26 protein-coding genes are annotated in these 26,362 nt (G+C 65.3%); 14 read left to right on the forward strand and 12 right to left on the reverse strand.

The window, feature by feature from the left end; all coding sequences use genetic code 11:
• Window positions 1-2: 2 nt before the first annotated feature.
• The 7 genes from virB11 to B9Y64_RS21000 all read right to left on the reverse strand — a co-directional run bounded on the left by virB11 (window position 3) and on the right by B9Y64_RS21000 (window position 7,091).
• Window positions 3-1,046: a P-type DNA transfer ATPase VirB11 gene (gene virB11, locus B9Y64_RS20970; RefSeq protein ID WP_100442288.1), complete on the reverse strand. Its 1,044-nt coding sequence runs from the start codon at window positions 1,044-1,046 to the stop codon at window positions 3-5.
• Window positions 1,047-1,060: 14 nt separating this feature from the next.
• Window positions 1,061-2,332: a TrbI/VirB10 family protein gene (locus tag B9Y64_RS20975; RefSeq protein ID WP_100442289.1), complete on the reverse strand. Its 1,272-nt coding sequence runs from the start codon at window positions 2,330-2,332 to the stop codon at window positions 1,061-1,063.
• Window positions 2,329-3,108, reverse strand: a complete 780-nt coding sequence (locus tag B9Y64_RS20980; protein WP_014037652.1) for a TrbG/VirB9 family P-type conjugative transfer protein — start codon at window positions 3,106-3,108, stop codon at window positions 2,329-2,331. Before B9Y64_RS20980 ends, B9Y64_RS20975 begins: the two co-directional genes overlap by 4 nt.
• Window positions 3,105-4,151 carry a virB8 family protein gene (locus tag B9Y64_RS20985; protein ID WP_100442290.1) on the reverse strand — a complete coding sequence of 349 codons (1,047 nt, stop codon included), beginning with the start codon at window positions 4,149-4,151 and terminating at the stop codon, window positions 3,105-3,107. The genes B9Y64_RS20980 and B9Y64_RS20985 overlap by 4 nt, the downstream gene beginning before the upstream one ends.
• An 89-nt stretch (window positions 4,152-4,240) precedes the next feature.
• A complete protein-coding gene (locus tag B9Y64_RS20990) occupies window positions 4,241-4,687 on the reverse strand; it encodes a hypothetical protein (RefSeq protein ID WP_042358796.1) in 447 nt (148 codons plus the stop codon).
• Window positions 4,688-5,118: 431 nt separating this feature from the next.
• Complete coding sequence (locus B9Y64_RS20995) at window positions 5,119-6,798, reverse strand: type IV secretory system conjugative DNA transfer family protein (protein ID WP_100442291.1); 1,680 nt, start codon at window positions 6,796-6,798, stop codon at window positions 5,119-5,121.
• A 35-nt stretch (window positions 6,799-6,833) separates the two neighbouring features.
• Complete coding sequence (locus B9Y64_RS21000; RefSeq protein ID WP_100442292.1) at window positions 6,834-7,091, reverse strand: hypothetical protein; 258 nt, start codon at window positions 7,089-7,091, stop codon at window positions 6,834-6,836.
• A 272-nt stretch (window positions 7,092-7,363) separates the two neighbouring features.
• On the opposite strand from B9Y64_RS21000, the gene B9Y64_RS21005 reads away from it, so the two are divergent.
• Window positions 7,364-8,575, forward strand: a complete 1,212-nt coding sequence (locus tag B9Y64_RS21005) for an MFS transporter (RefSeq protein ID WP_100442293.1) — start codon at window positions 7,364-7,366, stop codon at window positions 8,573-8,575.
• An 18-nt stretch (window positions 8,576-8,593) separates the two neighbouring features.
• On the opposite strand, the gene B9Y64_RS21010 is transcribed toward B9Y64_RS21005, so the two are convergent.
• Window positions 8,594-9,070 (reverse strand): MerR family transcriptional regulator, encoded by a 477-nt coding sequence (locus B9Y64_RS21010; RefSeq protein ID WP_100442294.1) that lies wholly within the window; start codon window positions 9,068-9,070, stop codon window positions 8,594-8,596.
• A gap of 89 nt (window positions 9,071-9,159) precedes the next feature.
• On the opposite strand from B9Y64_RS21010, the gene B9Y64_RS21015 reads away from it, so the two are divergent.
• The 4 genes from B9Y64_RS21015 to B9Y64_RS21030 all read left to right on the forward strand — a co-directional run bounded on the left by B9Y64_RS21015 (window position 9,160) and on the right by B9Y64_RS21030 (window position 11,708).
• Complete coding sequence (locus B9Y64_RS21015) at window positions 9,160-10,398, forward strand: NADH:flavin oxidoreductase/NADH oxidase family protein (protein ID WP_100442295.1); 1,239 nt, start codon at window positions 9,160-9,162, stop codon at window positions 10,396-10,398.
• Window positions 10,399-10,490: 92 nt separating this feature from the next.
• Window positions 10,491-10,964, forward strand: coding sequence for a hypothetical protein (locus tag B9Y64_RS21020; protein WP_238379959.1), 474 nt, complete (start codon window positions 10,491-10,493; stop codon window positions 10,962-10,964).
• Between the two features lie 103 nt (window positions 10,965-11,067).
• A complete protein-coding gene (locus tag B9Y64_RS21025) occupies window positions 11,068-11,340 on the forward strand; it encodes a hypothetical protein (protein ID WP_100442297.1) in 273 nt (90 codons plus the stop codon).
• 122 nt (window positions 11,341-11,462) lie between these two features.
• Window positions 11,463-11,708 (forward strand): hypothetical protein, encoded by a 246-nt coding sequence (locus B9Y64_RS21030; protein WP_100442298.1) that lies wholly within the window; start codon window positions 11,463-11,465, stop codon window positions 11,706-11,708.
• 45 nt (window positions 11,709-11,753) lie between these two features.
• Here B9Y64_RS21030 and B9Y64_RS21035 read toward each other — a convergent pair whose 3' ends face one another.
• The gene (locus B9Y64_RS21035) at window positions 11,754-13,283 is read right to left on the reverse strand and encodes an FAD-dependent monooxygenase (RefSeq protein ID WP_100442299.1); all 1,530 of its coding nucleotides are present in this window, start codon (window positions 13,281-13,283) and stop codon (window positions 11,754-11,756) included.
• Between the two features lie 82 nt (window positions 13,284-13,365).
• Between B9Y64_RS21035 and B9Y64_RS21040 the strand changes: the two genes are divergently transcribed.
• Together B9Y64_RS21040 and B9Y64_RS21045 are read left to right on the forward strand one after the other, a co-directional pair.
• Window positions 13,366-14,010, forward strand: a complete 645-nt coding sequence (locus tag B9Y64_RS21040; protein ID WP_100442300.1) for a TetR/AcrR family transcriptional regulator — start codon at window positions 13,366-13,368, stop codon at window positions 14,008-14,010.
• Window positions 14,011-14,084: 74 nt separating this feature from the next.
• A complete protein-coding gene (locus tag B9Y64_RS21045; protein WP_100442301.1) occupies window positions 14,085-16,226 on the forward strand; it encodes a TonB-dependent siderophore receptor in 2,142 nt (713 codons plus the stop codon).
• A 55-nt stretch (window positions 16,227-16,281) separates the two neighbouring features.
• Here the strand turns inward: B9Y64_RS21045 and B9Y64_RS21050 are convergent, their stop codons facing one another.
• On the reverse strand, window positions 16,282-16,563 hold the full coding sequence (locus B9Y64_RS21050) for a hypothetical protein (protein ID WP_100442302.1): 282 nt from the start codon (window positions 16,561-16,563) through the stop codon (window positions 16,282-16,284).
• 216 nt (window positions 16,564-16,779) lie between these two features.
• On the opposite strand from B9Y64_RS21050, the gene B9Y64_RS21055 reads away from it, so the two are divergent.
• The 7 genes from B9Y64_RS21055 to B9Y64_RS21085 all read left to right on the forward strand — a co-directional run bounded on the left by B9Y64_RS21055 (window position 16,780) and on the right by B9Y64_RS21085 (window position 23,736).
• A complete protein-coding gene (locus B9Y64_RS21055; RefSeq protein WP_100442303.1) occupies window positions 16,780-17,454 on the forward strand; it encodes a response regulator transcription factor in 675 nt (224 codons plus the stop codon).
• Window positions 17,454-18,803, forward strand: coding sequence for a sensor histidine kinase (locus B9Y64_RS21060; RefSeq protein ID WP_100442304.1), 1,350 nt, complete (start codon window positions 17,454-17,456; stop codon window positions 18,801-18,803). The genes B9Y64_RS21055 and B9Y64_RS21060 overlap by 1 nt, the downstream gene beginning before the upstream one ends.
• Before the next feature lie 265 nt (window positions 18,804-19,068).
• Complete coding sequence (locus B9Y64_RS21065) at window positions 19,069-19,554, forward strand: hypothetical protein (RefSeq protein ID WP_238379960.1); 486 nt, start codon at window positions 19,069-19,071, stop codon at window positions 19,552-19,554.
• Between the two features lie 133 nt (window positions 19,555-19,687).
• Window positions 19,688-20,878, forward strand: a complete 1,191-nt coding sequence (locus B9Y64_RS21070; protein ID WP_100442306.1) for an efflux RND transporter periplasmic adaptor subunit — start codon at window positions 19,688-19,690, stop codon at window positions 20,876-20,878.
• Window positions 20,875-22,839 carry a MacB family efflux pump subunit gene (locus B9Y64_RS21075; RefSeq protein WP_100442307.1) on the forward strand — a complete coding sequence of 655 codons (1,965 nt, stop codon included), beginning with the start codon at window positions 20,875-20,877 and terminating at the stop codon, window positions 22,837-22,839. Before B9Y64_RS21070 ends, B9Y64_RS21075 begins: the two co-directional genes overlap by 4 nt.
• A 90-nt stretch (window positions 22,840-22,929) precedes the next feature.
• Window positions 22,930-23,331 carry a hypothetical protein gene (locus B9Y64_RS21080; RefSeq protein WP_100442308.1) on the forward strand — a complete coding sequence of 134 codons (402 nt, stop codon included), beginning with the start codon at window positions 22,930-22,932 and terminating at the stop codon, window positions 23,329-23,331.
• A gap of 27 nt (window positions 23,332-23,358) precedes the next feature.
• A complete protein-coding gene (locus B9Y64_RS21085; RefSeq protein ID WP_100442309.1) occupies window positions 23,359-23,736 on the forward strand; it encodes an EF-hand domain-containing protein in 378 nt (125 codons plus the stop codon).
• Between the two features lie 270 nt (window positions 23,737-24,006).
• On the opposite strand, the gene B9Y64_RS21095 is transcribed toward B9Y64_RS21085, so the two are convergent.
• Together B9Y64_RS21095 and B9Y64_RS21100 are read right to left on the reverse strand one after the other, a co-directional pair.
• Window positions 24,007-24,873, reverse strand: a complete 867-nt coding sequence (locus B9Y64_RS21095) for a Smlt3025 familytype IV secretion system inhibitor (protein ID WP_100442310.1) — start codon at window positions 24,871-24,873, stop codon at window positions 24,007-24,009.
• 139 nt (window positions 24,874-25,012) lie between these two features.
• Window positions 25,013-26,338 (reverse strand): Smlt3024 family type IV secretion system effector, encoded by a 1,326-nt coding sequence (locus tag B9Y64_RS21100; protein ID WP_100442311.1) that lies wholly within the window; start codon window positions 26,336-26,338, stop codon window positions 25,013-25,015.
• Window positions 26,339-26,362 lie beyond the last annotated feature (24 nt).

Below are 26,362 nucleotides of genomic sequence, written 5' to 3' on the forward strand. Positions count from 1 at the left end.
CTTCAGCCCTCCTGCCCCTGGGCACGCCCAGGATTGAAGTCGATACCGGTGATGTAGCGCGAACCGGCATGCGCCTTGATATGCACGACGATGTCGATGGTCATCATCAACAACCGCTTGATCACATTGAATTCCAGGCCCGAACCTTCGGTCGAGGCCTTCACCATCAACGCCAGCTGGTCCCAGGTCTGCTCCGGGCTGCCCGCATGGCAGCTGGTGATCGAACCCGGGTGGCCCGATGCGCAGTTGCGGATGAAGTAGAACGCCTCGTCACCGCGCAGCTCGGCAAGGATGATGCGTTCGGGCTTCATGCGCAGGCAGGCCTCCATGCAGCTCTTGGCGCTGACGTTGCTGGTGCTCTGCCCACCCTTGGAATACAGCAGGTGCACGACATTGGGTTGGGTCAGAAACAGTTCGCGCGCGTCCTCGATCGTGACCAGGCGCTCGCTGTCCGGAATATGATTGACCAGCGCCTTCATGAAGGTGGTCTTGCCGCTACCGGTCGCACCGGATACCACGATGTTCTTGCGGTACATCACCGCACGCCGGAAGAACTCGGCGTACTCGCGCGATTGGCGCAGCTCCAGCAGCTCGCGGTCCTGCTCGCTGATGCTGCCATCGCTTTCCAGGATCTGATTGAAGAAGCCGTCTTCGTGATACTGGCTGAGCGACTTGGTGTGCTTGGACGGCAGTCGGATGGTGATCGACACCTTACCGGCGTCACAGGCGGGCGGAATCACGAACTGCGCTCGCTGGCCGGTGGGGAACGTGAGCGACACGACCGGATCGGCATCGGTGATGCGCTGGCCGGTATTGCTCTCGTTCACCACCGCCGTGCAGAACTGCCGGGCCCGCTCGAAGGTCAGGCTCGGCACGTCCACCCGCTGCCACCCTGCCCGGGTTTCCAGGTACAGCTCACCGGGACGGTTGATGCAGATTTCCGTCACTTCCGGGGACGTCATGTACTCGGCGATGCCCAGCACTTCGTACTGATAGCGCAGGAAATCGCTGGAGACGAGGGCGAGGGGTGACACTTCGGCGTCCATGATCGTTCGTTGGGTTACCGGCGAGGGTGCAGCACGTTGGTGAAGTCGACGTCCTTGGCAACGTAGACGTTCACGATCGTGCCCTGGTTGATGGTGACAGTCGGCGGACGACGGTTGCTGCTGAGTGCCTCGTTGGCCAGGCGCTCCATCGTGCGTGCGGTAGCACTCTCATAGGGCGACTGCACCGTCATGCCGTTGTTGGCGATGGTGGTCGTCTCCGGACCGTGTTCGGCGGCCGCGTACTTGAAGGCATCGGAAATCAGACTGATCATCAGCGCCGAGGCGATACGGCTGCCCCAGTGCGCGCTGTACTGGCCCGGATGACCGGCACCACCCAGCTGATCCACGCCCGGGCTGGACATCGCAACGTCGATGCCATTCGGCGTGGTGATGCGATCCCAGATCACCTCCACGCGCTTGCCGGTCGGACCGCCGCCATAGGCGCCATAGATCTTGGAGCCCTTCGGCAGCAGTAGGCTGCGCCCATTGATCGAGTACACCGGCTCGGTCAGCAGGCAAGAGGTGTACCCGGCGAGATCGGTGATGATGCGGGTTTCAAGCACGCAGCGCAGGTAAGTGCCACGCACCAGCAGGGCATCGGGGCTGCGGATGTAGCTGGCGTTGGACACGTCTTCCACGTCCGGTCCGCGACGGACCTTTGCCGGCGCCGCCTGATTGTTGGGCAGCTGGGCCAGCATGGTACGGGTGTACTCATCCATGCCGCGGCCGCCATTGCCCCCGTTGCCATCCTGTCCATCACCACCACCCACCCCGCTCCCGGAGCCGATGCGGCGGTCCAGCAAAGTCGGGCCACGCTCCATCTCGCGTGCCGAATCGGACTGGGGAACGAACAGCGGGGTGGAATCCAGCGGCGGCGGCGGCAGCGCCGGCAACATCGGTATCGGGTCAACCGGCTGCATTGCCTGGGCCGGGCCCGGGTCGGTCTGCACAGCGTCCGGCAGCGTCGGCGTGGTGGCGCGCGCAACGTCCGGCACCTTCTGCACAGCGTCCTTGTCATCCTGGCCCTTGCGGAACAGCAGGAAGCCCATGGCCATCAGCAGCAGCACGATGCCGCCCAGGAACAGCAGCGCCTTACGGTTCAGCCGCTGCTCCTCAGCCGAGCGCAGCTGCGGTGCGGCCGCATCCAGATCCGGCGCAGGCTCGGCCTGGGTCGTGCCGAAGTACGGATTCGACTGCGCGTCCGGGGCACCCTGTGCGCCGTACGGGCTCTGGCTCTCGTCGCGTCCGTTGTTCGGGTCGTTTCCGGGAGTGTTCTGCTGGCTCATTTCTTCACGTTCCTTCGCAGGCCGACGACGAAGTCGCCGTGGCGGATGACCAGGTACGGGTGTGTCCCGTGCACGATCAGCGTATTGCCTTCAACCGTGGTGTTGACCACGAAGTCTTCACCGTATTCCGTTTCGCGACCGAACACCGCCGGGAAGATGCCGGTCTTGTACTCCGGCGAATTCGGCAGCTTCAGATAGGTGAAACGACCATCGTCATAGGCGTTGACCGGGATCAGCCACCCCATCTTCTTCGCCTTGCTGGTCGAATAGGAGTAGTTGAAGTTGTACTGGCGGTCCTTGGCCAGTTCAGAGCTCAACAACGGCTTGGCCTCTTCCTCGACCGCCTCCTGGGCGACGCCGAACACGGTGTCGTTCGGATAGACGAAGGCGATCTTGTACTGCACGCCTGCACGCCGGGCCTGTTCCAGCTGGCGCCAGTCGGTGGCCACCACCTTCAACTCGAAGATGTAGGAATGGGTCTCGGTGCGCACCATCATGTTGGTGTCGACGTCGACGTTCTTCGGCTTGAGGTAGAACACGTTCTCGCGGCGGGTCAGTTCCCAGCCGCTGCTGAAGCCGGTGCTGTAGTCGAGGATCTTCTCGTTCGGGCTCAACTCGATCTGGGTGGTCAGACCCAGGCCGGTGCGAACCGGATAGATGCGGTCCTTCTCGTACTCGTAGTGGTCAACCGCCTGCGCCATCGCCGCTGCTGAGAACAGCAACGACAACATCGACAGCAGCGCCAGCGCGCTTCCCCTGATATTTCGACTACTCATCGGTTGCTTGCTCCATCAGCAGTTCCGGTGGAATTGTTCTGCGCCGGCCTCATGGCCGGCTGTCCGGGCATGGCCTGCCCCGGCATTGCTTGCCCCTGCACCGGCTGACCCGGCATGGGTTGCCCCTGTACGGGCTGGCCCGGCATCGGCTGGCCCGGCACCTGGCCGTTGGCCGGAACCGCGACCGGCTGGCCGGTGGCGGGATCGATCATCGTGGCCGCGGCCGGATTGTTGGGATCGTAGACGCCCTGCGCCTGCTGTGCGGCCTGCTGGGCCTGCGCCTGCATGGCGCCGTCATCCGGTACCGGCACGCCACGCGAGTAGTCGTTGTCGACGCGGTACTCGGTGACCTGGAACGCCAGCGGGTTGAGGATGCGATCCTGTTCGGACAGCGCCAGGTTCTGGTTGTAGCCGAAGCGCATCGTCACCAGCTGGTTGTCCAGGTAGGTGGCGACACCGGTGCGCTTGTCCAGCAGGCTGCGCTGGATGCGCACCGAAGCACCGCGGAAGCTGCCGTTCGCTTCGGCGCCCAGCGGCGTGATGCTGAGGATCTTGACCCGGATGGCGCGCTCGCGGCCATACATCACGAACGGGTTCTGCGGATTGTTGCCGGCATAGCGGACACGCATGGACTGCGCCACCGGATCGGTGGACATCACGAACACCAGTTCCCAGTCGCGCAGGCCCATCACCGCCGAGTCGTACGATTCGCGTGCGAGCACGTACTGGGCGACGTTGCTGCGGTTGATCGCTTCGTTGGTGGTGATCGTCTCGCCCTGGAAGGTGCCACTCAGGCGCGCGACGGTCGCGGTACCCGTGTAGGCATCGGCCATCACCAGGAACGGCACCTTCTCCTTCAGCGGCAGCATGTAGTAATAGCCGCCGGCCAGGGCGAGCGACATCAGCAATGACCCTGTGGCCACCCACCATGCACGTCGCTCGCTGCGGCGTGCCATGTCGGCCACGGTGATCTCGTAGCTGACCGCCTTGGCGACCGACTGCTCGACCTTGGGACTATTGCCGGGATCCTTCTTGCGGAACATGGATTCTTCCGTACTGCTGAAACATCAATGGGCGTGGAACCCCTGCGACAAGCGCGGGGAGCGGCACGTTCGATGATTTCGAGGTGGACTCAGGTGCCGCTGCTGGATTCAGCGCCCTGCGCCGACGCGGTCGGCGTCGAGCCAGCGCTCTGCACAACGATCTGGTTGCCAACGATGGAGACGGAGATGCCCTGCGCTGCATAGGCTGCGGTCAGATCGATCACGGCCTGCTGTGCATTGGTGGTGTCGATGTTCGAGACCGCGCCGAACAGGGTGAAGTCCGAGCTGAGGCGGTAGTCCAGCGTGCGTCCGGAATCCTTGGCCCAGCGCTCGAGCATGGCTTTGAGCGTGCCATCCATCGGTGAGGCCTGGTAGACGTAGCTGGAATACAGCGGGATTTCGGTCGTCGCCGCAGCAAAGCGGTTGACCGGCTTCCAGCGGCCTCCGAAATCGGGAGCGGACTTGGTGGCACAACCTGCCACCATCAGCGCCGCGACTGCGGCGATGGACATTTTTGCGATAAACGCCTGATTCATACGGGCTTCACTTTGACGTACGAAAAAGCAGTTCCGAGCGTTGGATCCCTGGTCGTCCGGCGCTGCATCGCGCACACCGGAAACGGGGAGACGCGCTGGCTTGCAGCACACCTGCCCCGGCTCCCCTGCAGCCTTGCGGCTGCCAACCAGGTTGCAGGCCGAGCGACGGACTTCAGCCGCCACGCACCTGCACACCCTTACCAACGTCGAAACCATCCTTGTTTCCATGGCACAAACTCCTGGCCACCCTACTGCTGAAACTTTGACACCCGGCACATACTTCCGGACCTCAATCATAGGGTCGCACAACCACGCGTCAATTCCATGTCAGGAAAACCTGAAAATCCATCTCTTCGTGCTATTTTTTTGACGAAGCGCACCAATTCACGTCACTGAATGCGAACTAAGTTCACATTTTTACATCTGTGAATTCAGACTTTGAGCGTCGGAACGTCCACCTTCGGCAGCAGCCTCGAAGTGAAGTAGCGATCCTTGTAGTAGCGGATCTTGTCGCACTTCACTGGGTGGGGTATGCCCTCGTACAGGAACACCTCCATGTCCGGCCCCATCGCCTTCAACTCCTGCGGCAGCATCAGCGCGCGCCGTTCCTCGGTGAAGTTGTGGGTCTTCTCGCGGGCGTGGGTGACGTTCTTCTTGCGCACCGTCGTGTAGCCCAGCATGTCCGAATAGTCGTTGGCATCCTGCTGTTCGCGCGGTGCGTACAGGATCTGCAGGGCGTGGTTGGTGATGATCGTGCGCGAGACTTCCCGGCCATAGGTGGCATCGAGCTGCGACATGCTCTGGATGATCGGCAGCAGGCGGATGTTGTAGCCAGCCATGTAGGACACCGCCGACGCGATGATCTCGACCTTGCCGATCGAGGTGAATTCGTCCATCAGCAACAGGCACTGGTATTTCAGGTCCGGGTTGGACTTGGGCAGTTCCTTGGTGTTGAGGTTGATCAGCTGGCTGAAGAACAGGTTGATGATCAGCCGGCTCTCGGCCAGCTTGTTCGGCTGGATGCCGATGTAGATGGTCATCTTCTTCTTGCGGACGTCGGTCAGCAGGAAGTCGTTGCAGCTGGTGGCCTTGTCCAGCACCGGATTGATCCAGGGGTTCAGCGGCTCCTTGAAGGTACCCAGGATCGAGGCGAAGGTCTCATCGGCCTGCGACAGCATGTTGGCGAACGCCGAACGTGCGTTGGCACTGAGGAACGATCGCTCCGACAGGGTCTTGAGGTACTTCTTCAGGTCGGTGCCGTCACCGGAGGACAACCGGTACACCGCACCAAGCGTGGGCGTGCCCGAGCCGCCCGGGAAGCCACTGCTGCGCTCGTCGTCCCAGTTCTCGAACAGGTACAGGGTGAAGGCCATGAACGCATTGCGTGCCTGGCTGACCCAGAATTTCTGGTCCTCGGCCCCATCCGGATACAGCATCGCGGCGATGCTCATCAGGTCCGAGACGCGGAAGGCCGGATCGTCGGAGACGTAGCTGAGCGGGTTCCAGCGGTGCGTGCGCCGATCCTCGGCGAAGGGATTGAACAGGTAGATCTCCTGCCCCTGGCTGGCGCGCCAGCCGCTGGTCAGGTCGAAATTCTCCTGCTTGATGTCCAGCACCACCAGCGATTCGCCGTATTCCAGCAGGTTCGGGATGACCACGCCCACGCCCTTGCCCGAACGGGTCGGCGCGGCCAGGATCACGAACTGCTGGCCATCGAGGCGCACCAGCTTGCCGCCATGGCTGCCGACCACGATGCTCTGGCCGGTCTTCTTGAACATGCCGTGCTTGGACAGGTCGGCGCCGGTGGCGAAGCGCGCGTCGCCGTGCAGCGAGCGCTTGTCCTTCTTCAGCAGCAGCACCAGGCCGGTCACCAGCAGCACCAGCAGCGGCAGGCCGAAGCCCACGTAGCCGGCCCATTTGATCTTGCCCACGAAGGGCGCAACCTGCGGCTGGCCGATGGCGTGGAAGTACTGGTAGTAGGTGTTCCAGGTGAACAGCTTGGTGTCCAGCCCCAGGAACAGCAGGGTCAGGTAGCCTGAAAACACGAAACCAAGCAGCAGGGTCGCCACCGTGATGATGGCGATGAGCAGATACTTCTTACTGGGCAACACCCGAATCCTCCATGATGCGCACGCGGCGCGACGGCCTAGCGGTGGCGCCAGCGCGACGCCTTCTTCCGCAGTGGGTTCTCGTTCTCCAGCCCGGGCTCCTCGCCCTCCTCACGCACCAGTTGCAGCAAGCGTTGGCGCGCTTCGGCCAGTGATATCAGGTCGGTCAGACGATCCCCATCGTCGGCGACGACCGCATGGCCGACCACATCGCCCGGAGCGTACACCGGCGCGTAGGACACCGCTACCAGTTGATAACGCCCGCGTGTCTCCAGCACGTGCCTGAACTCCTGCATCGATCCGCCTCCTTGTCTGAGCAGCACCACAGTCCCCTGCGCCGCCATCATGCCCGCAGGCATGTCATCTGTGCATGCACACCGACGGCGCGGGTCGGTGTGGACGGTGGCATTGCGTGCCCGTCCAGGTACGCGCCGCGGAGATTCGGCGGACCATTCCGCGGCGGAAGCGACATCGCCACGGATCGAACACTGATTTACCCCAAGCGTGGCTGCTCCTGCTGCGGTGCAGCAGTACAATGACCGGCTCCCCGCCCCCATCGCGCCCCCGCATGAGCCCCAACTCTTCCCTGGCTGCGCGGCTGACGCCCCGTCAGCGCACCCTGATCATCCTCGCCCTGTCACTGGGCGGCTTCGCCATCGGTACCAGCGAGTTCGCCAGCATGGGCCTGATGCTGGAGATCAGTCGCGGCCTGTCGATCTCCGAAACCCAGGTCGGGCACCTGATCAGCGCCTATGCGATCGGCGTGGTGGTCGGCGCCCCGATCCTCGCCTTCGTGGGCGCCAGCTTCCCGCGCCGCAAGCTGCTGTTGGCGCTGATGGGCTTCTACGCGGTCGGCAACCTGGCCAGCGCGCTGGCACCGAACTACGCCACGATGCTGGTGGCACGCTTCGTCGCCGGCCTGCCGCATGGCGCCTACTTCGGCGTGGCGATGCTGGTGGCCGCCGCGATCAGCCCTGCCGGCCAGCGCGGCCAGGCGATGTCGCGGGTGCTGCTGGGCCTGTCGATCGCGATCCTGGTCGGCAACCCGTTGACCACCTGGCTGGGCCAGCAGCTGAGCTGGCGCACCGCCTTTGCCCTGGTCAGCGTACTGGCCATTGCCACCGTGGCGATGATCGCGCGCTTCCTGCTGCCCGACCCTGACGAAGTACGCACCTCACCGATGCGCGAGCTGCGCGCCTTCAACACCACCCAGGTGTGGCTGGCGCTGGCGATCGGTGCGGTCGGCTTCGCCGGCATGTTCTGCGTGTTCACCTACCTGGCCCCCACCCTGGTGCAGGTCACCGGCGTGGCCGAATCGTGGATGCCGCTGGCGGTGGGCGTGTTCGGCATCGGCGCGATCATCGGCAACATCGCCGGTGGCTGGCTGGTGGACAAGTTCCACTTCAAGGCCGCCGCGGTGGTGCTGCTGTGGTCGATCGTGATGCTGTTGCTGTATCCGCTGGCCGCGCAGTCGGTATGGACCATCGGCCCGATGATCATCACCGTCGGCACCATGGGCGCGCTGGCAGCGGTACTGCAGACCCGCCTGATGGACGTGGCCGGTGAAGCGCAGACGCTGGCGGCCGCCTCCAACCACGCCGCATTCAATACCGCCAATGCACTTGGCCCGTGGCTGGGTGGCATGGCGATCAGCGCCGGCTTCAGCCCGGCCAGTACCGGCTATGTCGGTGCGGCCACCGCCGTCGGCGGCCTGCTGCTGTGGTGCGTGGCGGTGATGCTGGACAAGAAGCGCAGGACCGCCGTCGCCGGCAGCCACTGAGGACACCGCACCGGGTCGTCAGCCACCGCCGGTGCGCCGGCGACCCGGGCGCAGCATCGCCACATCGCCGGCCGCCAGGGTCGGCCGTGCCAGTTCACCGCGCTGCACGCGATCCAGCACCCGCCGCGAATTGGCCGCACAGTCGATGCCGTCCGGCCGCGCCTGGATGTCCTCGATCAACGCCAGCAGGTGCGCCCTGCTCTGCGCCAGCCGCAGCTGCAGCGCCTCGATATCGGCCACCTTCTGCTGCAGCATCGTGATCAGCGCGCCGTGCTGCCACTGGCCCATGTCCGGTGGCAGCAGCGCGCGGATCTCTTCCAGGCTGAAACCTGCGCGCTGCGCGCCGGTGATCAGTTCCAGCAGCAGGACCGCCTGCTCCGGGTAGTCGCGATAGCCATTGGCCTGGCGCTGCACCACCAGCAGCCCAGCCTCCTCATAGAAGCGGATGCGCGACGCGGCCAGGCCGGTACGCCTGGCCAGCTCACCGATCTTCATCTGTATGAACCCTCAACATCGGAGCCTGTTGACCTTCAATGAAACTTGAAGGTTAGCGTAGCGCCATTCCCCTGTCCTGGAGCTGTCCGATGTCGCTGTTCTCCCCTCTGGCACTGCCTTCCGGCGCCGTCATCCGCAACCGCATCGCCAAGGCGGCGATGGAGGAAAACATGGCCGACGCCGACCATGCGCCTTCAGCTGTGCTGCTGCAGCTTTACCAGCGCTGGGCCGACGGCGGTGCCGGGCTGATCATCACCGGCAACGTGATGGTGGATGGCCGCGCCATGACCGGGCCCGGCGGCGTGGTGCTGGAAGACGATCGCCACCTCGACCGTTTCATCGCCTGGGCAGAAACGGTGCGCTCGCGGGGCGCGCAGATGTGGATGCAGATCAATCATCCCGGGCGGCAGATGCCGGCCGCGCTCGGCCAACCCGCGCTCGCACCGTCAGCCGTCGCCTTGGAGATGGGGGCGCTGTCCAGGCAGTTCGCATTGCCGAAAGCGATGACCGAGGACGACATCGCATCGGTGATCGCACGCTTCATCCGCAGTGCCGAGCTGGCCGAGCGCGCCGGATTCAGTGGCGTGGAGATCCACGCCGCGCACGGCTATCTGCTCAGCCAGTTCCTGTCGCCACTGTCGAACCGCCGCGACGACCGCTGGGGTGGCAGCCTGCACAACCGTGCGCGCCTGCTGCTGGAGATCGTGCAGGGGGTGCGCGCCACCGTGTCACCCACGTTCGCGGTGGCCGTGAAGCTCAACTCCGCCGATTTCCAGCGCGGCGGCTTCTCGCCCGAGGATGCGCGCGCAGTGGTGGCAATGCTGGCCCCCCTCGGCGTGGACCTGGTCGAACTGTCCGGTGGAAGCTACGAAGCACCGGCCATGACCGGCACTGCGCGCGACCAGCGCAGCCTGGCCCGCGAAGCCTACTTCCTCGAATTCGCGCGCGGGATCGCCTCGGTGGCGACGATGCCGCTGATGGTCACCGGTGGCATCCGCCGCCGCGCCGTGGCCGAGCAGGTACTGGACAGCGGTGTGGCCATGGTCGGCATCGCCACCGCACTGGCGATCGCACCGGATCTGCCGCAAGGCTGGCAGCAGGGCCGCGACCCGGTGCCGACACTGCGCACCATCGACTGGCGCAGCAAGCCGTTGGCCGCCAGCGCATACATGGCTGCAGTGAAGTACCAGCTGGCGCGGTTGAGCGCGCGCCGGCCCACTGCTCCCGGCGTTTCGCCCGTCTGGGCACTGCTGCTGGCACAGGCTGCCGCAACGTGCCGGACCCGCCGCTACCGGCGCTGGATCGGCGCTCGCGCCAACGCCTACTGAGCCGCCCAGGCTTCTCATCGCTGCAGTGATGCCCCACCATCTGCAGATGGGCGGCAACCGCCTGCCAATCGACGCATGCACAAGGAATGGATGTGGCTGGCCCGACCAGAAACCGCGAAAAGCTGCTCGACGACCTGCTCTCGCTGGGCCGCAACTGGGCGCTGGCAATCGCCATTGCCGGCGCCGGTGCCGCCGTCCACTACAGCGAATCGGTGTACGAGGCCGGCCTCTGGCGCGGCCTTCTGCCCACGCTCTGTTTCCTCGTCGCGGTCATCTGGATCGTGCTCAGCATCATCCGCTTCGACCTGACCATCCAGCAGCACTTCGAACGCAAGCTGTCACGCTGGCTCAGCCGCCTGCTGTACGTGGTGCTGCTCGGCACCGGCATCACCGCCGTGTTCTTCGTGACCGAACTGGCATCCAACAACCACATCGCACGACTGTGCGATTCGGTGGCCAACGAGCCTGCCAGCCGCATCCACAGGTCAACCGAATGCCAGCGCCTGTACCAGCACCGGGCGGCGTACCGGCAGCGCCTGGAATCGGCCGAGGGTGAGTTCGACTGAGCAGGCTTCACCGCATTCTTCGCGCGCGATGAACACATTTCGTGGATGTGCATTTCGGCACAGTGCAGCCGACGCCACGTTCTCGGCCTGCACCGGACCCGCAATGCACCACCACCACCGCTTACCTGCCCGCCATGATGCCATCGCCTTGCAGGCCGGCATGCTGGGCAGCGTGTTGGGCGTGGCGCTGTTCAAGGCCATCGCATTGTCTGCGTTGGCGGCTGGTTCGATGATGGCGATCGGGTTATGGGTGGTGGCCTGCGCGCTGCTGGCTGCGTGGGCACTCGCAGCCTATCTGGCCTGCCTGGCGCTGAGCCGGCGCGTGTTCGTGCTGATGCTGGCGCTGTGCACGCTGCTGATGATCTGCATCGCCTGACCCGGCAGGGGCCGGACTATCGCGTAACTGTTATAGAATAACAAGTGCAATTGGTCCGATTGTGCGTGCCTGGTGTCACGGATTGAATTCCATGGCCATCCCGGCACCACCCGAGACCACTCATGAATCTGCAGCCCCCGCTCCGCGCCTCCCTCGTTGCCTTCGCCCTGGCGTCGCTCAGCGCCTGCGCCACCTATGACGACAGCGCCATGCATCAGGCCTGCCAGGAGTCGCCCCATCTGAAGGACCTGCCGCGCGAGGTCGCTGCCCGCGAGAGCCGCTGCAACAAGGGCATGGAAGTGTGGTCGAACGAGCGCAAGGGCAGCGACAAGCCGATCGACCTGAGCGGCAAGAAGAAGGATCTGTAACCGCGAGCGGCGCAGCCGGGTTCGGCTGCGCCTCTGCCACGCGGATCAATCAGCGGCCGCCGGACCGAACCAGCGCAGCAGGGCCTCACGCAGCCCGGCCTCTGCGCCATCGGCATCGCAGGCCCAGGCAACGATGCCGTCCGGGCGCACCAGCATGGCACCCAGGCGCAACGGATTGTCTTCGGCCGCCGTTACGCTGGCAACGCACCGTCGCCAGCCTTCAGCGACAGCCCCCACGGCAGATGCCGCGCCGAACTGCAGCAACGCGCCCTGCCCCGTTCGCAGTACCTCACCCACCCGACGACCATCGGCCAGCCGGACGTCGGGGGTGCTGCGCCCGGCCAATGGATGGATGCTGCCCAGGTCCACCTGCTGCACAACACCCCAGACCCGCTCAGCCAGATATGTGGCGCCGTCATGGGTTTCGGCCAGCTCGGCGATCACCGCTGCCAACGCGCGCGAACCGGCGCCCGGCCGCATCAACGCAACCTGCGCACGCGACCAGTCCAGCACCTTCGCACCGATCGGATGCCGCTCGGCCGTGTAACTGTCGAGCAGCCCATCATCGGCCGTACCGCGCACCACTGCCGCCAGCTTCCAGCCAAGATTCATCGCGTCGCCGATGCCAAGATTGAGCCCTTGGCCACCCAGCGGCGAGTGCACATGAGCGGCATCACCGGCCAGCAGCACGCGGCCGATGCGATAGGTCCCGGCCTGGCGCGCGCCGTCGGTCCAGGTGCTCGACAGCTGCAGCGCGGTGATCGTTGCCTCGCGACCGGAGACACGCCGCAACAGCGCCTGCGCGGCGGCCTGGTCGGGTGGCCTGCGATGACCCGCTCCGCCGTCGAAGTCGGCCAGTGCCACCACACCCGGTGGATTGAAGTTGCACATGCCGTGATCGGTGTATTGCCGGCCCGGCGTCAGCACCGTCGGGTCGTCCAGCTCGACCCGCAACGAGTACCCGGTGAATTCAGGGGCGGTGCCGACGAAGCTGAAGCCGCACTGCTTGCGCACGGTGCTGCGGCCACCATCGCAGCCCACCAGCCAGCGTCCACGAACCGTTGCGCCAGCGGTCTCGACCGCCACCCCCGCTTCAGCTGCATGCACGGCCTGCACCTCACACCCGCGCTCGATGCGGACACCCAGGGCGATCGCACGCTCGGCCAGCACGGCTTCCAGCGCCTGCAGTTCCACCGCCATCTGGGTAGGCACCGGCGTTGGCAGGCGATAGCGCCAGCGCGTGTTGTCCACGTTGTCCAGGGCAAAAGGAATGCCGGCGAAGTGGCCGCCCAGCGGTCGCGGTTGCGCCAGCCAATGGGCGGTGCCGGGCGGCGGCGCGCCCTTGTCCGGCTTCAGCACCTGACGGGCGGCCACCGCGTCCAGCAGGCCGCGCCGATCCAATGCCTCCAGCGTGGGCGCGTTCAAGCCCCGCAGGCCGAATGGCAGGCGCTTCAGCGGTGAGTCGGGCGACTCAGCCTGCTCCAGCAGCATGACCGAGCAGCCGGCCTGGGCCAGTTCGCAGGACAGGAACAGGCCAACCGGGCCGGCCCCGGCGATGACGACGTCGTACAACATGAGGATTCCCTGTGAGCACCGGGCCGGTGCTCTGGCGACGGCAATGTTACACTCGGTGTACGGTTTCACAAGTGAACCGCCCATGACCCCACCTCCGGGCCGCCGCGAGCAGCGCAAGACCGAGACCCGACAGACCATTTCGGACGTCGCCACCGAGCTGATCATCCGGCGGGGTTTCGAGGCGGTGTCCATGTCCGAGATCGCCGATGCGGCGGGGGTCTCGCGCAAGACGGTCTTCAATTACTTCGCCAGCAAGGAAGACCTGGTGTTCGATCGCGATGAGGAGGCCCGGACCCTGTTGCGCGAGGGCATGACGGTGCGCCGCGGCATGACCCCGCTGGCCGCGTTCCAATCGCTGGTGCGGGAGCTGCTCGGCAGCGGCCATCCCCTGCTGCGGATCAATGCCGGTGCGGCGGCCTTCTGGGCCACCGTGGCCGACAGCCCGGTACTGGTGGCGCACGCGCGACGGCTGCAGGCACAACTGGCCGACGACCTGGCGCAGCTGATGGCAGACGCCGTCGGTCGGCCGGCGCATGACCCGGAGGCACGCCTGGGCGCGTCCATGCTGCTGGCGTCGATGGTGGCGGCCTATGAAAAAGGACTGGCCAGCCAGCGGGAGGGCGAGGATCCGCGCCAAGCCATGCTGCAGTTGATCGTGCGCGGCGGCACCGGCGTGCTGGTGGCCTTGGCGGGCACCCCGTACACCGATCCGGATCTGCGTCCATAGCGCATCCGGGGGATAGGTCACGAAGCATTGCAAATGCTAATCTTTCTCATTTGCAACCCGACCCCATCCCCTCCATGCCCCTTTCAAGCCCTCTGAAGCGCACGCTCTGCCTGGCGCTGTCCCTTTCCCTGGCTGCGCCAGCCCTGGCCTCCGAGGCGCCCGCTGACGCCCCGAAGGATCTGGACAAGGTTGAAGTCCACGGCCGCGCGCAGACCCTGTACCGCGCCAACGATGCGGCCGTCGGCACCCGCACCGACACCCCGCTGGAACGGGTACCGCAGTCGATCCAGGTCGTGCCGCGCGAGCTGATCGACGACCAGGCGGCGCGCCAGGTCACCGATCTGTACCGCAGCATCAGCGGCATCAGCTTCTTCAGCTATGCCGGCGTCACCCTGCGCGGTTTCCGCCAGGAGAACGTGCTCTACGACGGTCTGCGCGGTGATCCCTATGCAGGCTTTTCGGTGCCGCAGCTGTTCAACATCGAACGCGTGGAAGTGCTGAAGGGTCCGGCCGGTGCGCTGTACGGCGGTGGCGATGCCGGCGGCGTCATCAACTATGTAACGCGCAAGCCCAAGGGCCGCACCGAGCGCCGCATCGAGCTGCAGGCCGGCGACAAGGACTTCCGCGCCGGATCGATTGAAGGCACCGGACCCTTGAATGCCACCGGCAGCATTCGCTACCGCGCCGGCCTGTACGCCGACAACGAGCAGGGCGTGCGCTGGAATGCCGACAGTGAAAGCGTGATCGGCGATGCGTCGCTGGCCTTCGATGTTGGCCAGACCGGCGAGCTGGTGCTGCAGTTCACCGACATCACCCAGAACCTGGGCGGCAACCGCCTGCGCGGCGTGCCGGTGAACGACGCCGGCAGCTTCCTGACCGACCGTCGCTGGAACCACAACGAGGCCAGTGACTTTCTCGACATGCGCGCCAAGGTCGCACTGGCACAGTATCGCTTCGCACCGCGCGACAACCTCGACGTGGACTTCGCCGCACGCTGGTTCAGCAACAACGAGCACCAGATGTACCACGAGCCGATGGGACTGATTGATCGTGACCGCGACGGCGTAGCCGAGTGGATGACACGCCAGCTGCGTAACCAGGTCCGTGACAACACCGCATTTACCGCCAGCGGCAATGCCGTATGGCGGATCAGCACCGGCCGTATCGAGCACAAGGTGCTGTTCGGTGCAGACGTGTATCAGCTCGACGCCGACTTCACCGCGCAGACCGCGAACAGCGCCGACCTGGCACGCGGCGCCGGCCCGGTGCGCGGCATCGATCTGTTCAACCCGGTCTATGGCGCAAGTACCTGGCACGACTACAACCTGGCCGCCCTGCCCTGGCGCAGCACCTCCACCCGCAGCAAGCGCTACGGCGGCTATCTGCAGGATGAGCTGGCACTGGGCACGCGCTGGCATGTGCTGGCCGGACTGCGCTGGGATGGCTTCAAGGATGAGGACCGCATTGGCAGCAGCAGCGTGGATGGCCACGATCTCAGCTGGCGCGTGGGCAGCACCTTTACTGTGCGGGACGGCTTGAACCTGTATGCCAACGTCGCCAGCGGTTTCGTGCCGCAGAGCGCGGCCAACCAGAACCCGGCGGCGGGCGGACCGTTCGACGCCGAGCGCAGCAGGCAGTGGGAAGTCGGCCTGAAATCCCTGCTGGCCGAACGCATGACCCTGAACATGGCGGCCTACCGCATCGACCGCAGCAACATCGTGCAGGCCACCGGCGACGTAGTCGGCGGCGTGAACCAGCTGGCCGCGCTGGGCCTGGTACGCAGTACGGGCATGGAACTGGACCTGTTGGCCGACGTGACCGAGCGCTGGGTGGTGAACCTGACCTACGCCTACAACGACGCACGGGTAATGGATGCCGGACCCAATGGCATCACCAATGCCTCCGGCGACCGCTTCGCGAACGCCCCCCGCAACAAGCTCGGTCTGTGGACTCGCTATGATCTGCCGTCGATCAACTCCGCCATCGGCTTCGGCGCCGATCATGTCGGCGAGCGTGTCAGCCTGGATGGACAGACGGTCAAGGCTTACACGGTGTTCGACATGAGCTGGAAGACGACATGGAAGCAGTGGCAGTTCCAGGCCAACGTCAAGAACCTGTTCGACAAGGTGTATGCGGCCAGTGGCTTCATCGAACGCAACGGGCATTTCCCGGGCGAGCCGCGCCGGGTGTATGTGCAGGCGGCTTACAGCTTCTGACACCGCGCGGCGGAGCGCACCAAGGGGAGGTGGCAACCCACCTCCCCTGCCCACGTCAGTGCGAGCAGGACACCAGCATTGAGCGCGTGGCCATCTGCGTGGAAGTGAAGCCGTTCCTGTTGCCCACCGCGATGGCGTTTCCTTCATCGCCATCCTTGCTGAAGACCACATAGCCCCCCGGGCACATCTGCCCGGCCTTTTCGTAGCAGCCACTCCAGGAGCTGGAGCCACTGCAGTCGATGGAAACGCCACGCCGGCCATCGGGGGTGACGGTCATCTTGGCGGTGGTGCAGCCGCCCAGCGCGGCAACGAACAACAGCGGGAAGAACAGCTTCATGGGCACTCCAGGGGTTTGGGATCAGCGAACGGGCGCCAAGGCTGGAGTGCCCGGATTGCGCGAACCTTGCGCCAGGTGGCCTGTGCCACATTGGTGTTGCCGTGCCAGCGGCAGGCCCTGAAGGCACGCCATGTTCACGCAATGTTCCTGTAATACGGTGCCGGCGCGTGCCGAAGCCCCCTCCCATGTGCCCCCGTTCCCGCCCGACTCCCGCCGATGCACATCCTGCTGATCGAAGACGAAGCCGAACTGGCTACCACCTTGAAGTCTGCCTTGCAGCGCGAGCGCCATGTCGTGGACCTGGCCAGTACCCTGGCGCTGGCCCGCGAAGCAGCGCTTTCCGGGTCACACGACCTGGTGCTGCTGGACCGCACCCTGTCCGATGGTGACGGGCTGAGCCTCATTCCAGTGCTGCGCGGGCGCAATCCGGGGGTACCGATCATCGTGCTCAGCGCGCTGGGACAGTTGCCGGACCGCATCGCCGGCCTGGATGAGGGCGCCGACGACTACCTGGCCAAGCCCTTCGCGCTGGAAGAACTGTTCGCGCGGATCCGTGCGGCCGGGCGTCGGCCGAGCGGCATGCAGGTGGAGCCGGTGAGCATCGGCCGGCTGCTGTTCGACCCCACCTCGGGCGAGGCCAGCGTGGGCGGGCAGCGACTGGAGCTTCCCCGCCGCGAGATCCGCGTGCTGGCAGTCCTCGCCCGCCGCCTGGGCCGCACCGTGCTGCGCGAGTCCATTGAAATGGCGGTGTACGGCTTCGATGACGGCATCCATTCCAACACGCTGGACTCGCATGTCTCCCGGTTGCGGCGCAAGCTGGCCGACGCCGATGCGGGGGTGGAAATCCATGCCATCCGGGGTGTCGGCTATCTGATGCGGGAAACGAAGTAATGGCGCGTCGTCCTTCACTGAAGCGCCCACTGATCGTCAAAACGCTGATCTACCAGCTGCTCGCACTGCTGGTGGCGTTCTTCGCGTTGCTGATGGTGCTGGTGCGTGCCGACAGCGGCGGCTACTACACCATCCAGACCTTCGCTCCGGTGGCGGCAGAGGCCGTTCACCGCGACAGCAGGGGCGAACTGTATGTGGAACACACGCCGGAGCTGGCCGAGCTGCTGAAGATCGTCCCCGGCGCATGGTTCATCGCCGAGGATGAACATGGCCACCATGTGACATTCGGCCATGTACCGCCAGCCTACGCATCGCTGGTCGGCGCCCTCGACGGCATTCCCTATGGCGATCTGCGCGGACGCGGCCGCAACGACGGCCTGGCCGTGGTGATACGGCAGCACACCGGTCCAGCCGGCAAGCTGACCATCATGGCGCATGGCGAAACCGATTCGCTGACCTGGCAGATGGCGCTGGCCGCGCACATCATCACCCTGCCGATCTTCCTGCTGCTGGGCCTGGCCACCATCATCCTGACCCCGATCATCGTGCGTCGTGCCCTGGCCGGCGTGGAACGCATCGCGCAGGAAGCCCGCAACATCTCCGCCAGCCGTCGCGGCATCCGCCTGACAGAGACCGCGGTGCCGGTGGAGATCGCGCCCCTGGTGACCGCAGTGAACGAAGCACTGGACCGCCTGGACGAAGGGCACGAACGGCAGCGCCGCTTCATCGCCGCAGCCGCCCATGAGCTGCGAACGCCCATCGCCATCCTGCGGGTGAAGATCGATGCGACCGACGATTCGACCTCGCGCAGCCTGGCCGTGGAAGTCGCTCGGCTGGCAACGCTGGCCGAGCAGCTTCTGGACCTGCATCGCATGGAAGCAGACGGGCCGAAGGACTCCCTCAACCTGGCCCGCGTGGCCAAGCGGGTCGTCGCCGATCTGGCGCCCCTGCTGATCCAGTCCGAGAAGACGGTCGCCGTGGCGGTGGAACCGAACTTCCCGGTGCTGGGCGAATCCGGTGCGATCGAACGGGTGCTCGCCAACCTGGTGCTGAATGCCGCCGAGCACGGTGGACGCCACATCATCGTGCGCGTGCAGGGCAGCTGCGTTGAGGTGGAAGACGATGGCCCCGGCATTCCGGTCGAACAGCGCGAACGCGTGTTCGAGCCCTTCCAGCGCCTGCGGCCGCGGCAGACAGGGGCCGGATTGGGTCTGAACCTGGTGCGGCAGGTGATCGACCGTCACGGCGGCCACGTCACGATTCTGGATGCGCCCGGTGGTGGCGCACTGATCCGCGTCGAGTTCCCGCCGCACCCAGGCGTCAGCAGCGCGCCACCGCCAGAGCACTGAACACACTGAACACAGCGCATGGACTCGGGTGACTTCCAGCTGTCCATGTACAGCGCCCGGAGGTGACACGCAAGGTTGCGGCAATGTTCGCCGCCCAGCATCCAGGTGAGTGGCACCGCTGAAGGTGCTGCGTCCGGATCTGACAGGAAGCCTGCATGTGACACAGGGAGCTTCTCCACCGCCCACTCCCACACCTACCCCGCCGCCACGGACTGCGCCCAGCCTGACCGCCGCGGCGTGGAACTGCCGCGCGCGTGCAGGCCGCTTGCGTGGGCTGGAGCACTGGCCGCGCTGGCTGCGGATGATTTCCGAACGCGAGCGGGCGGGCGTGCTGATCCGCCTGTTCGCGGCTCTTTTCCTGCTGCTCCCGGGCGTCGCGCTGGTGGCTTCCGCGTATCGACACGCGCACGCAACGGCCGCCGCCGTGGTGGTGTTCGTCGCCGTGCATGCCGCACTGCACATGCTGGCAGTGTGGCGAGGAGCTGCATCACGCCCCGTTCCCGCGCCGCTGCGGACCCTGGAAACGCACGCAGCGGCTGTGATGTTTGCTGCTACGCTGATGATCATCACCCTCAGCGCAGCTGCCGCCAGGCTCTCCGTTACTGCGTGCGCCGTGCTGCTGGTCGGCGCGTTGTGCCAGCTTTCGAGCCTGCCCACGGTAGCGCAACGCGCGCGCCACGTACTGCTGGCGCTCGGCAGCATGCTTCAGTTCGTCGCGCTGGCACTGCTCACGCTGGGCGTTGCCTGCTGAAACGCCTCCCAGCGCAAGGTTCACGCAATCCAGCGCATCGAGACTCGGCGACCATCCCCGCCTGTCCCCGCAGGCGTGCATTCCATCTGTCGCGAGGATCCACGATGCCCCGTCCCTTCCGGATGCTGCGCCGATGAGCGCCGCACCCCGCACCCGCCGCCGCGTGCTGATGATTGCTGCCGCACTGCTGTGCACGGCATTGGCGCTCTTCGCGTGGCTCCGGCCCGCACCCCCACCGCAGCTGCAGGTGGCACCGGTGACCCGTGGCAACATCGAACAGGTCGTGGAAGCCACCGGAACACTGAAGCCCTCTCGGTTGGTGAGCGTGGGCGCGCAGGTCTCCGGTCGCATCGAAACCCTGCATGTGAAGTTGGGCGACAAGGTGAGGGCCGGCGATCCGATTGCAGATATCGATTCGCGCACCCAGCGCAACGCGCTGCTGAGCGCACAGGCGGCACAGCGCACCGCGCGCGCCAACCGCGACGCGCTGGCTACCGACCTGCACCAATTCGAGCTGACATTGCATCGACAACAACAGCTGGTGACATCGCAGCTTGTGGCACGCGCCGACGTCGATGCGGCCAAGGCCAAGGTCGACGCCACCCGGGAACAGATCGCCGCGCTGGAAGGTGAGATCGCGCAGCGGCAGACCGACGTGGATATCGCGCAGACCAACCTTGAGTACACCCGTATCACGGCACCCACCGACGGCACCGTGCTGGCCGTGGTGGCGCGCCAGGGGCAGACCGTGAACGCGGTACAGAGCGCACCGACCATCGTGATGTTGGGAAACCAGGACGTGATGACGGTATACGCGGAGATTTCCGAGGCGGATGTTGTGCACACCTCCGTTGGCCAGGAAGTGTTCTTCACCATCCTTGGCGACGCAGGACGTCGCTACAGCAGCACGCTGCGCGAAATCGCACCGGCTCCCGAATCGATCACCCGGGAAGACGCCTCCGGCCTCGCTTCACCCGCGACCGCAGATGGCAGCCGCACGGCCATGTACTACAACGGGCAGTTCGACGTGGCCAATGCCGATGGCCGCCTGCGCAGCTACATGACCGCACAGGTGCGCATCGTGCTGGGCCGCGCCGACAATGTGCTGACACTGCCCTCCGCTGCGCTGGGTGCACGCGCGGCCGACGGCAGCTACAGCGTGCAGGTGCGTGGTGCCGACGGATACGCCCGTGCCCGCCGCATCACCACCGGGCTGGACGATCAGATCCAGGTGGAAGTACGCAGCGGCTTGAAGGAAGGCGAACAGGTGGTACTGGCGCAGACCCGGGACGAAGCCGCCACTGCACCCGCGCCGCCGAAATGAGCATACCCACCACTGCCCCCTTGCTGCGCGTGCGCGGCGTACGCCGTGAGTTCACCGCGGGCGAACAGACCCTGGTCGTACTCGATGGCGTGGACCTGGACATCCGCGCCGGCGAACTGGTGGCCATCGTGGGCCAGTCCGGCTCGGGCAAGTCCACGCTGATGAACATTCTCGGCTGCCTGGATCGACCGTCTGCGGGTGCGTACCAGATCGACGGACGTGAAACCGCACAGATGTCGCCCGATGAACTGGCCGAACTGCGCCGCGAGCACTTCGGCTTCATCTTCCAGCGCTATCACCTGCTGACTGACCTGACGGCACTGGGCAATGTGGAGGTGCCTGCGATCTATGCAGGCATGCCGGCGGCCACCCGCCACGCCCGCGCGGCCGAACTGCTGGCGCGGCTGGGACTGGGCGGGCGCCTGCAGCATCTGCCTGGCGAACTGTCAGGGGGCCAGCAGCAGCGTGTTTCGATCGCGCGCGCACTGATGAACGGCGGCGCGGTGATCTTCGCCGATGAGCCGACCGGGGCGCTGGACACGCACTCCGGCAAGGAAGTAATGAAGATCCTGGGCGAGCTGCATGCCGAGGGCCACACCGTGGTGCTGGTGACCCACGACATGGCCGTGGCCGAGCATGCACAGCGCATCATCGAAATCCGCGATGGCCGGATTGTCGATGACCGCACCACGGGCAGAATCCCGGCAGCAGATGCGCCAGCGGCGGCCCTGCCGCAGCGCGGCCATGGCAGCGGCTGGCAAGCGATGCGTGACCGCTTCGCGGAGGCGTTCCGCATGGCCCTGCGCGCAATGAACGCACATCGCATGCGCACCTTCCTGACCATGCTTGGCATCATCATCGGTATCGCATCGGTGGTGTCCGTGGTGGCGCTGGGCACCGGGGCGCGGCAGGCCATCCTGTCCAACATCTCATCGCTGGGCACCAACACCATCGAGATCTATCCCGGATCCGGCTTTGGCGACCTGAACTCGGCACGGGTGGAAACGCTCACCCCCGGCGACAGCGTGGCCCTGGACGGGCAGCCGTTCGTGGACAGCGCCACGCCCGGCGTGGCCACCACGGGCACCGCGTTGCGCGGCAACCGCTCGGCCAGCGTGCAGGTGCAGGGCGTCAGCGAACAGTACTTCCGCGTGCATGGTTTGAAGCTGGGTGAAGGCGCCTTCTTTGGCCCACCCGCCGTGGCAGGCTACCAGCAGGTGGTCGTGATCGATGCCAATACCCGCGCCCGCTTCTTCGCTGCGGCGGACAACCCCATCGGTCAGACCCTGCTGCTGGGCAACGTACCGGTACGCGTGGTGGGCGTGGTGAAGAAGGACGCCGGCGCTGCCGGCGACGCCTCGTTGTTGCGGGTATGGCTGCCCTACACCACCACCCTGGCACGCATGCTGGGGCAGAGCCACGTTTCCAGCATCACCGTGCGCGTCTCCGATGCAATCAGCATGGACGCGGCCGAGCGGGCCATCGGGCGACTGCTCGCACGCCGCCACGGCAGCACCGATTTCTACATGAGCAACAACGCCCAGATCCGCCAGTCCATCGAACAGACCACCGGCATCCTGACCATGATGATCAGTTCCATCGCCGCCATCGCGCTGGTGGTGGGTGGAATCGGGGTGATGAACATCATGCTGGTGTCGGTGACCGAGCGAACACGCGAGATCGGCGTGCGCATGGCGGTGGGCGCGCGACGCAGCGACATCCTGCAGCAGTTCCTGATCGAATCGGTGCTGGTGTGCCTGCTCGGCGGCATGCTTGGAATCGGCGTGGCCCTCGCGCTGGGCGTCGCGCTGGAGCTGGCCAACGTGGGATTCAGCCTGGTGTTCTCCGCCAGTTCGATTCTGGCTGCCTTCGCCTGTTCCAGCCTGATTGGCATTGGCTTCGGCTTCCTGCCAGCGCGCCGTGCCGCACAGCTGGACCCGGTCGAGGCACTGGTTCGATAGCCAGTGAAGTGGCCTGCAGTGACGGCAGGTTCGCGCAATGTCCGCGATGTGTACTGGCGCTACCGACAATGTCCGAACAGGAGCTGGACGATGTTTCCAAGACCAGGAAGAACCGCACTTCTGCTGGCAGCAGCAGCAGCTCAACTGCTGGTGTTGTTGCCGTATTCCGGCGCCGCCCATGCGCAGCGTGGTGACCGCTACACCCCGCAGTGGAACCAGGACTACCGTGACCACGATCGCGACGCATGGGAGCGTCGGGAACGCGAGCGGGAGCGTGACAGGGAACGCGAGCGCCGCCACGAGGCCAAGGCAACCGGGGTGGTGGTGGGTGTGGTGGGTGCGGCAGTCGTGGCCGGTGTGATTGCCGCAGCTGCCAAGCGCGAACGCGAGACCCGAGAGCGCGCCGACTACTGCATGAGCCGCTACGGCAACTATGACCGCCGCAACGACACCTATCGCGGCGCCGACGGCTACACCTATCCCTGCCGCTGATCTGTACACCTCAAGGACAAATGCCCCATGAAGACGACCGCTCTTTTGATTGCACTGTGCGTTGCCCCATTGCTTGCCGAGGCCGCACCGGCCGACCCCAAGCAGGCCTACATCGATTCCACATTTGCCGCGATGGACACCAACAAGGATGGGCGCATCGACAAAGCCGAGTACGCGCGATTCCAGCAGCAACGCTTCAGCAAGCAGGCCGATTCAATCGACGCCGCGTTCACTGCCATGGACGCGAACAAGGACGGCAGGATCAGCAAGGAGGAAGCCACCGTGGTGCCGGAGATCGCGAAGTACTTTGCGGGCCTGGACACCGACGGTGATGGCTATCTGTCGCTGAAGGAGATGCAGCAGGCCATGGTGGCCGCGCAGACCGCAGACGCCCCGGCGAAGTAGCGCCCCATTACCGGATGCCACGTCGCATCGCTTTGACAGGTGCCCACCTTGGTGGGCACGGCTCCGTCACCACGCGCGAGGGCCAGAACGTGCTCGCTCAGCTTCGCGTCGGGAAAGCCGGAGTGCCTGCCCTCCAGATCTTGGGCGCAGGCCTATGCTCAGCTGTTCGCAACACGGCCTGGCAGGCTGCGGTTCCCGGCCTTGGCATAGCTGGCCAGAATCTTGAGATACTCTCGCGTCAATCCGCCCATCGCCTGCTCCTGAATGCACTCATTGCCGGACTCGGGAACGCGCGAGAACATCCCAGACCGCATCCTCCATCCGCTTCCAATCGGCCAGGAACGCCCGTTTGTAGTTCAGCGAGATGGATAGACTGTCAGAGATATCGACAAAGTAGTGAACGCATCCGGCAGCCACAGGATCCTCCAGGCTGATGACCTGATCTTGCGTCAGTCGCACTCCGTCCCCCAGGAACTTTGCGCTGTCGCACTTGATGAAGCTGATCAGGTTCCCGGCTACGTCTCGTGCAACATACCAGTCGCGCTCGAACGCCGGATTCCGCACAGGCGGCTTCCCGTACCGCGCCTCATACTTCTTGGCGTACAACACCATCTTCGCTTCATCGATTGCATAGGGCGTCAGGCCCAAGGTCTCCGGTTGTGCAACGCGTTGATCGAGGCGGTCCCTGGGATCCTCCCTTTCCACGGAGCCCTCCTCCGTGATGGCTTCATTTGACGACAGCCTTGAAAGCAGTGTTTCGACGGGAACGCGATCAACGTAGTTGATCCGGATGGGAATCTCCTTCCGGAAATCATTCGTACGCGGATTCGCCCTGGCACCTGGCGGCGTCGGCTTCATGTCCGGCCACTCGATGACCAGCGTCACGCCCCCTCCGGGCCACTGTGCGATCTGGCTGTGCAGATAGTTGGCCGGAATGCGGAAGGTGTTCGGCCCGAGCTTCACGTCCACGGGCGCATCGGTATAGGTGTGGCCGTTGATCGTGCGACCGGTCTGGGCTGCGCCGGACATGGCGGGATTCCTTTCCTGTCCGGTGGACAGCGGCCGCGCACACGCGCCGGCACTCAGTACAACGGCAAGCGCAAGCATCAGGCAGCGACTGGGGGACATCACGTGCATGGACACTCCATTGCAGGGTTCCAAATCGATTATAGGTAGAACTGCAAAAGCGAACGAAAGGCTCGCACCCCAAGGTTTGAGGCCTTAGGCGAAAACCACGGTAGAGCCGAGCCCACGCTCGGCTCACCTGCTGGGCCGGTCAGGCCATGCGCATCGCAGGGTTGTCGCGCGCCTGAACATCGATCTCCTGCTGCTGGCGCTGCGCCTGTGCCTGCTCACGGTCCGCACCGACTGCCTGCAGGGCCTGCAGCGACTGCTCGACCGGTGTCTGCACCGCCCTGTCCGTGGGCATGGCGGCCCGCAGATGGGCCGGATCATTCAACTCGCCCTGCACCACGAACACGTTGCGGCCGGCCGGATGATCGGCGGTCTGCGCACTCAGCAGCACATGGTCGGCACGTTCGAGCTGGTTACGACGCGCCAATGCCATCACGCTCGCTACTAGGCGCTCGCTGTTCTCATCATGGGTACGCCCCGCGCTGGCATCGATCGCAGCCACGCCTTCGCGCACCTGCTGCATCAATGCGTACTCACGGTGGCCGGGACCAATGTCGGCCAGACGGGTCGGTGCCTGCGAGGGATCCGGCACGTCGTCCACGGCTGCGGTAAGCGGGCTGCGGGTAATGGTCCGGTACGGGTCGTCCGGGTGGAACTGGGTACGCTTCTCCTGCCGCTCCAGGCGAACCTGGCGCGCATCGTTGAGTTCGGCGATGCGCGCGGGGTCGGTAATCTCGCGTAGCGACATGTGGCCGCCGCCCGCACTGACACTGGCCCACTTCCTGTCCGCTTCGAAGTACATCGCATAGTAGCTGTTGCCGCCGATGACGTTCGGATCAACCGTTGAGCGGCCCTCCAGTGCCTGGGTGGCCTCCAGCACGCTCAACCGGGTCAGGTACTGCCCACCCTTCGCCCATCCCATCTGGCTGATGGCATCGACGCTGGTGTTGCCTACGCGGGGGCCTCCGGCGTAGTCATTGTTGAGCATGTTGGTCCAGATCTGTTCCAGCTTCTCGCGGCCGCTCTTCTGCTCGGCCGCTTCCAGCAATACGCGCGGGGTCCAGCAGTTGGGATCAAGTTCATGCAGTTCAAATGCCCGGTCGTGAGCCAGCATCACATCCTTGCCGGGAAGATTCAGTGCAAGGTCTGGGCGGCGCTCGTTCATCCACTGCTGTCGCAATTCAAAATCTCTTTCGAGCAGGGTCTGCCCAAAGGACTCCCACTGTCGCTCGGTCAACTGCGCATTGGAAAACCGGGATCCCTGTTCCTGCTGGGTCTTCGCGTAGTTTTGTGCATAGGTGTTCGCGACGCGTCCCGGCAGGCTGTCATTGCGTACAACACCCAGTGCCAGTGTCCCGTACCCATCGGCTCCCGGCAGTTGCGAGAGGTAGTTCCAGTAAAGCTCGCGGTTACCGTCTCTGGCATAGCTGCCAAGGACGCTGAGATCGTGTTCGGTCAATCCACTCATACCTTGTCCCTTCTCTTCCTTGAA

The sequence above is a fragment of the Stenotrophomonas maltophilia genome, from assembly GCF_002799245.1.
In the GTDB taxonomy this organism is placed as follows: domain Bacteria; phylum Pseudomonadota; class Gammaproteobacteria; order Xanthomonadales; family Xanthomonadaceae; genus Stenotrophomonas; species Stenotrophomonas maltophilia_S.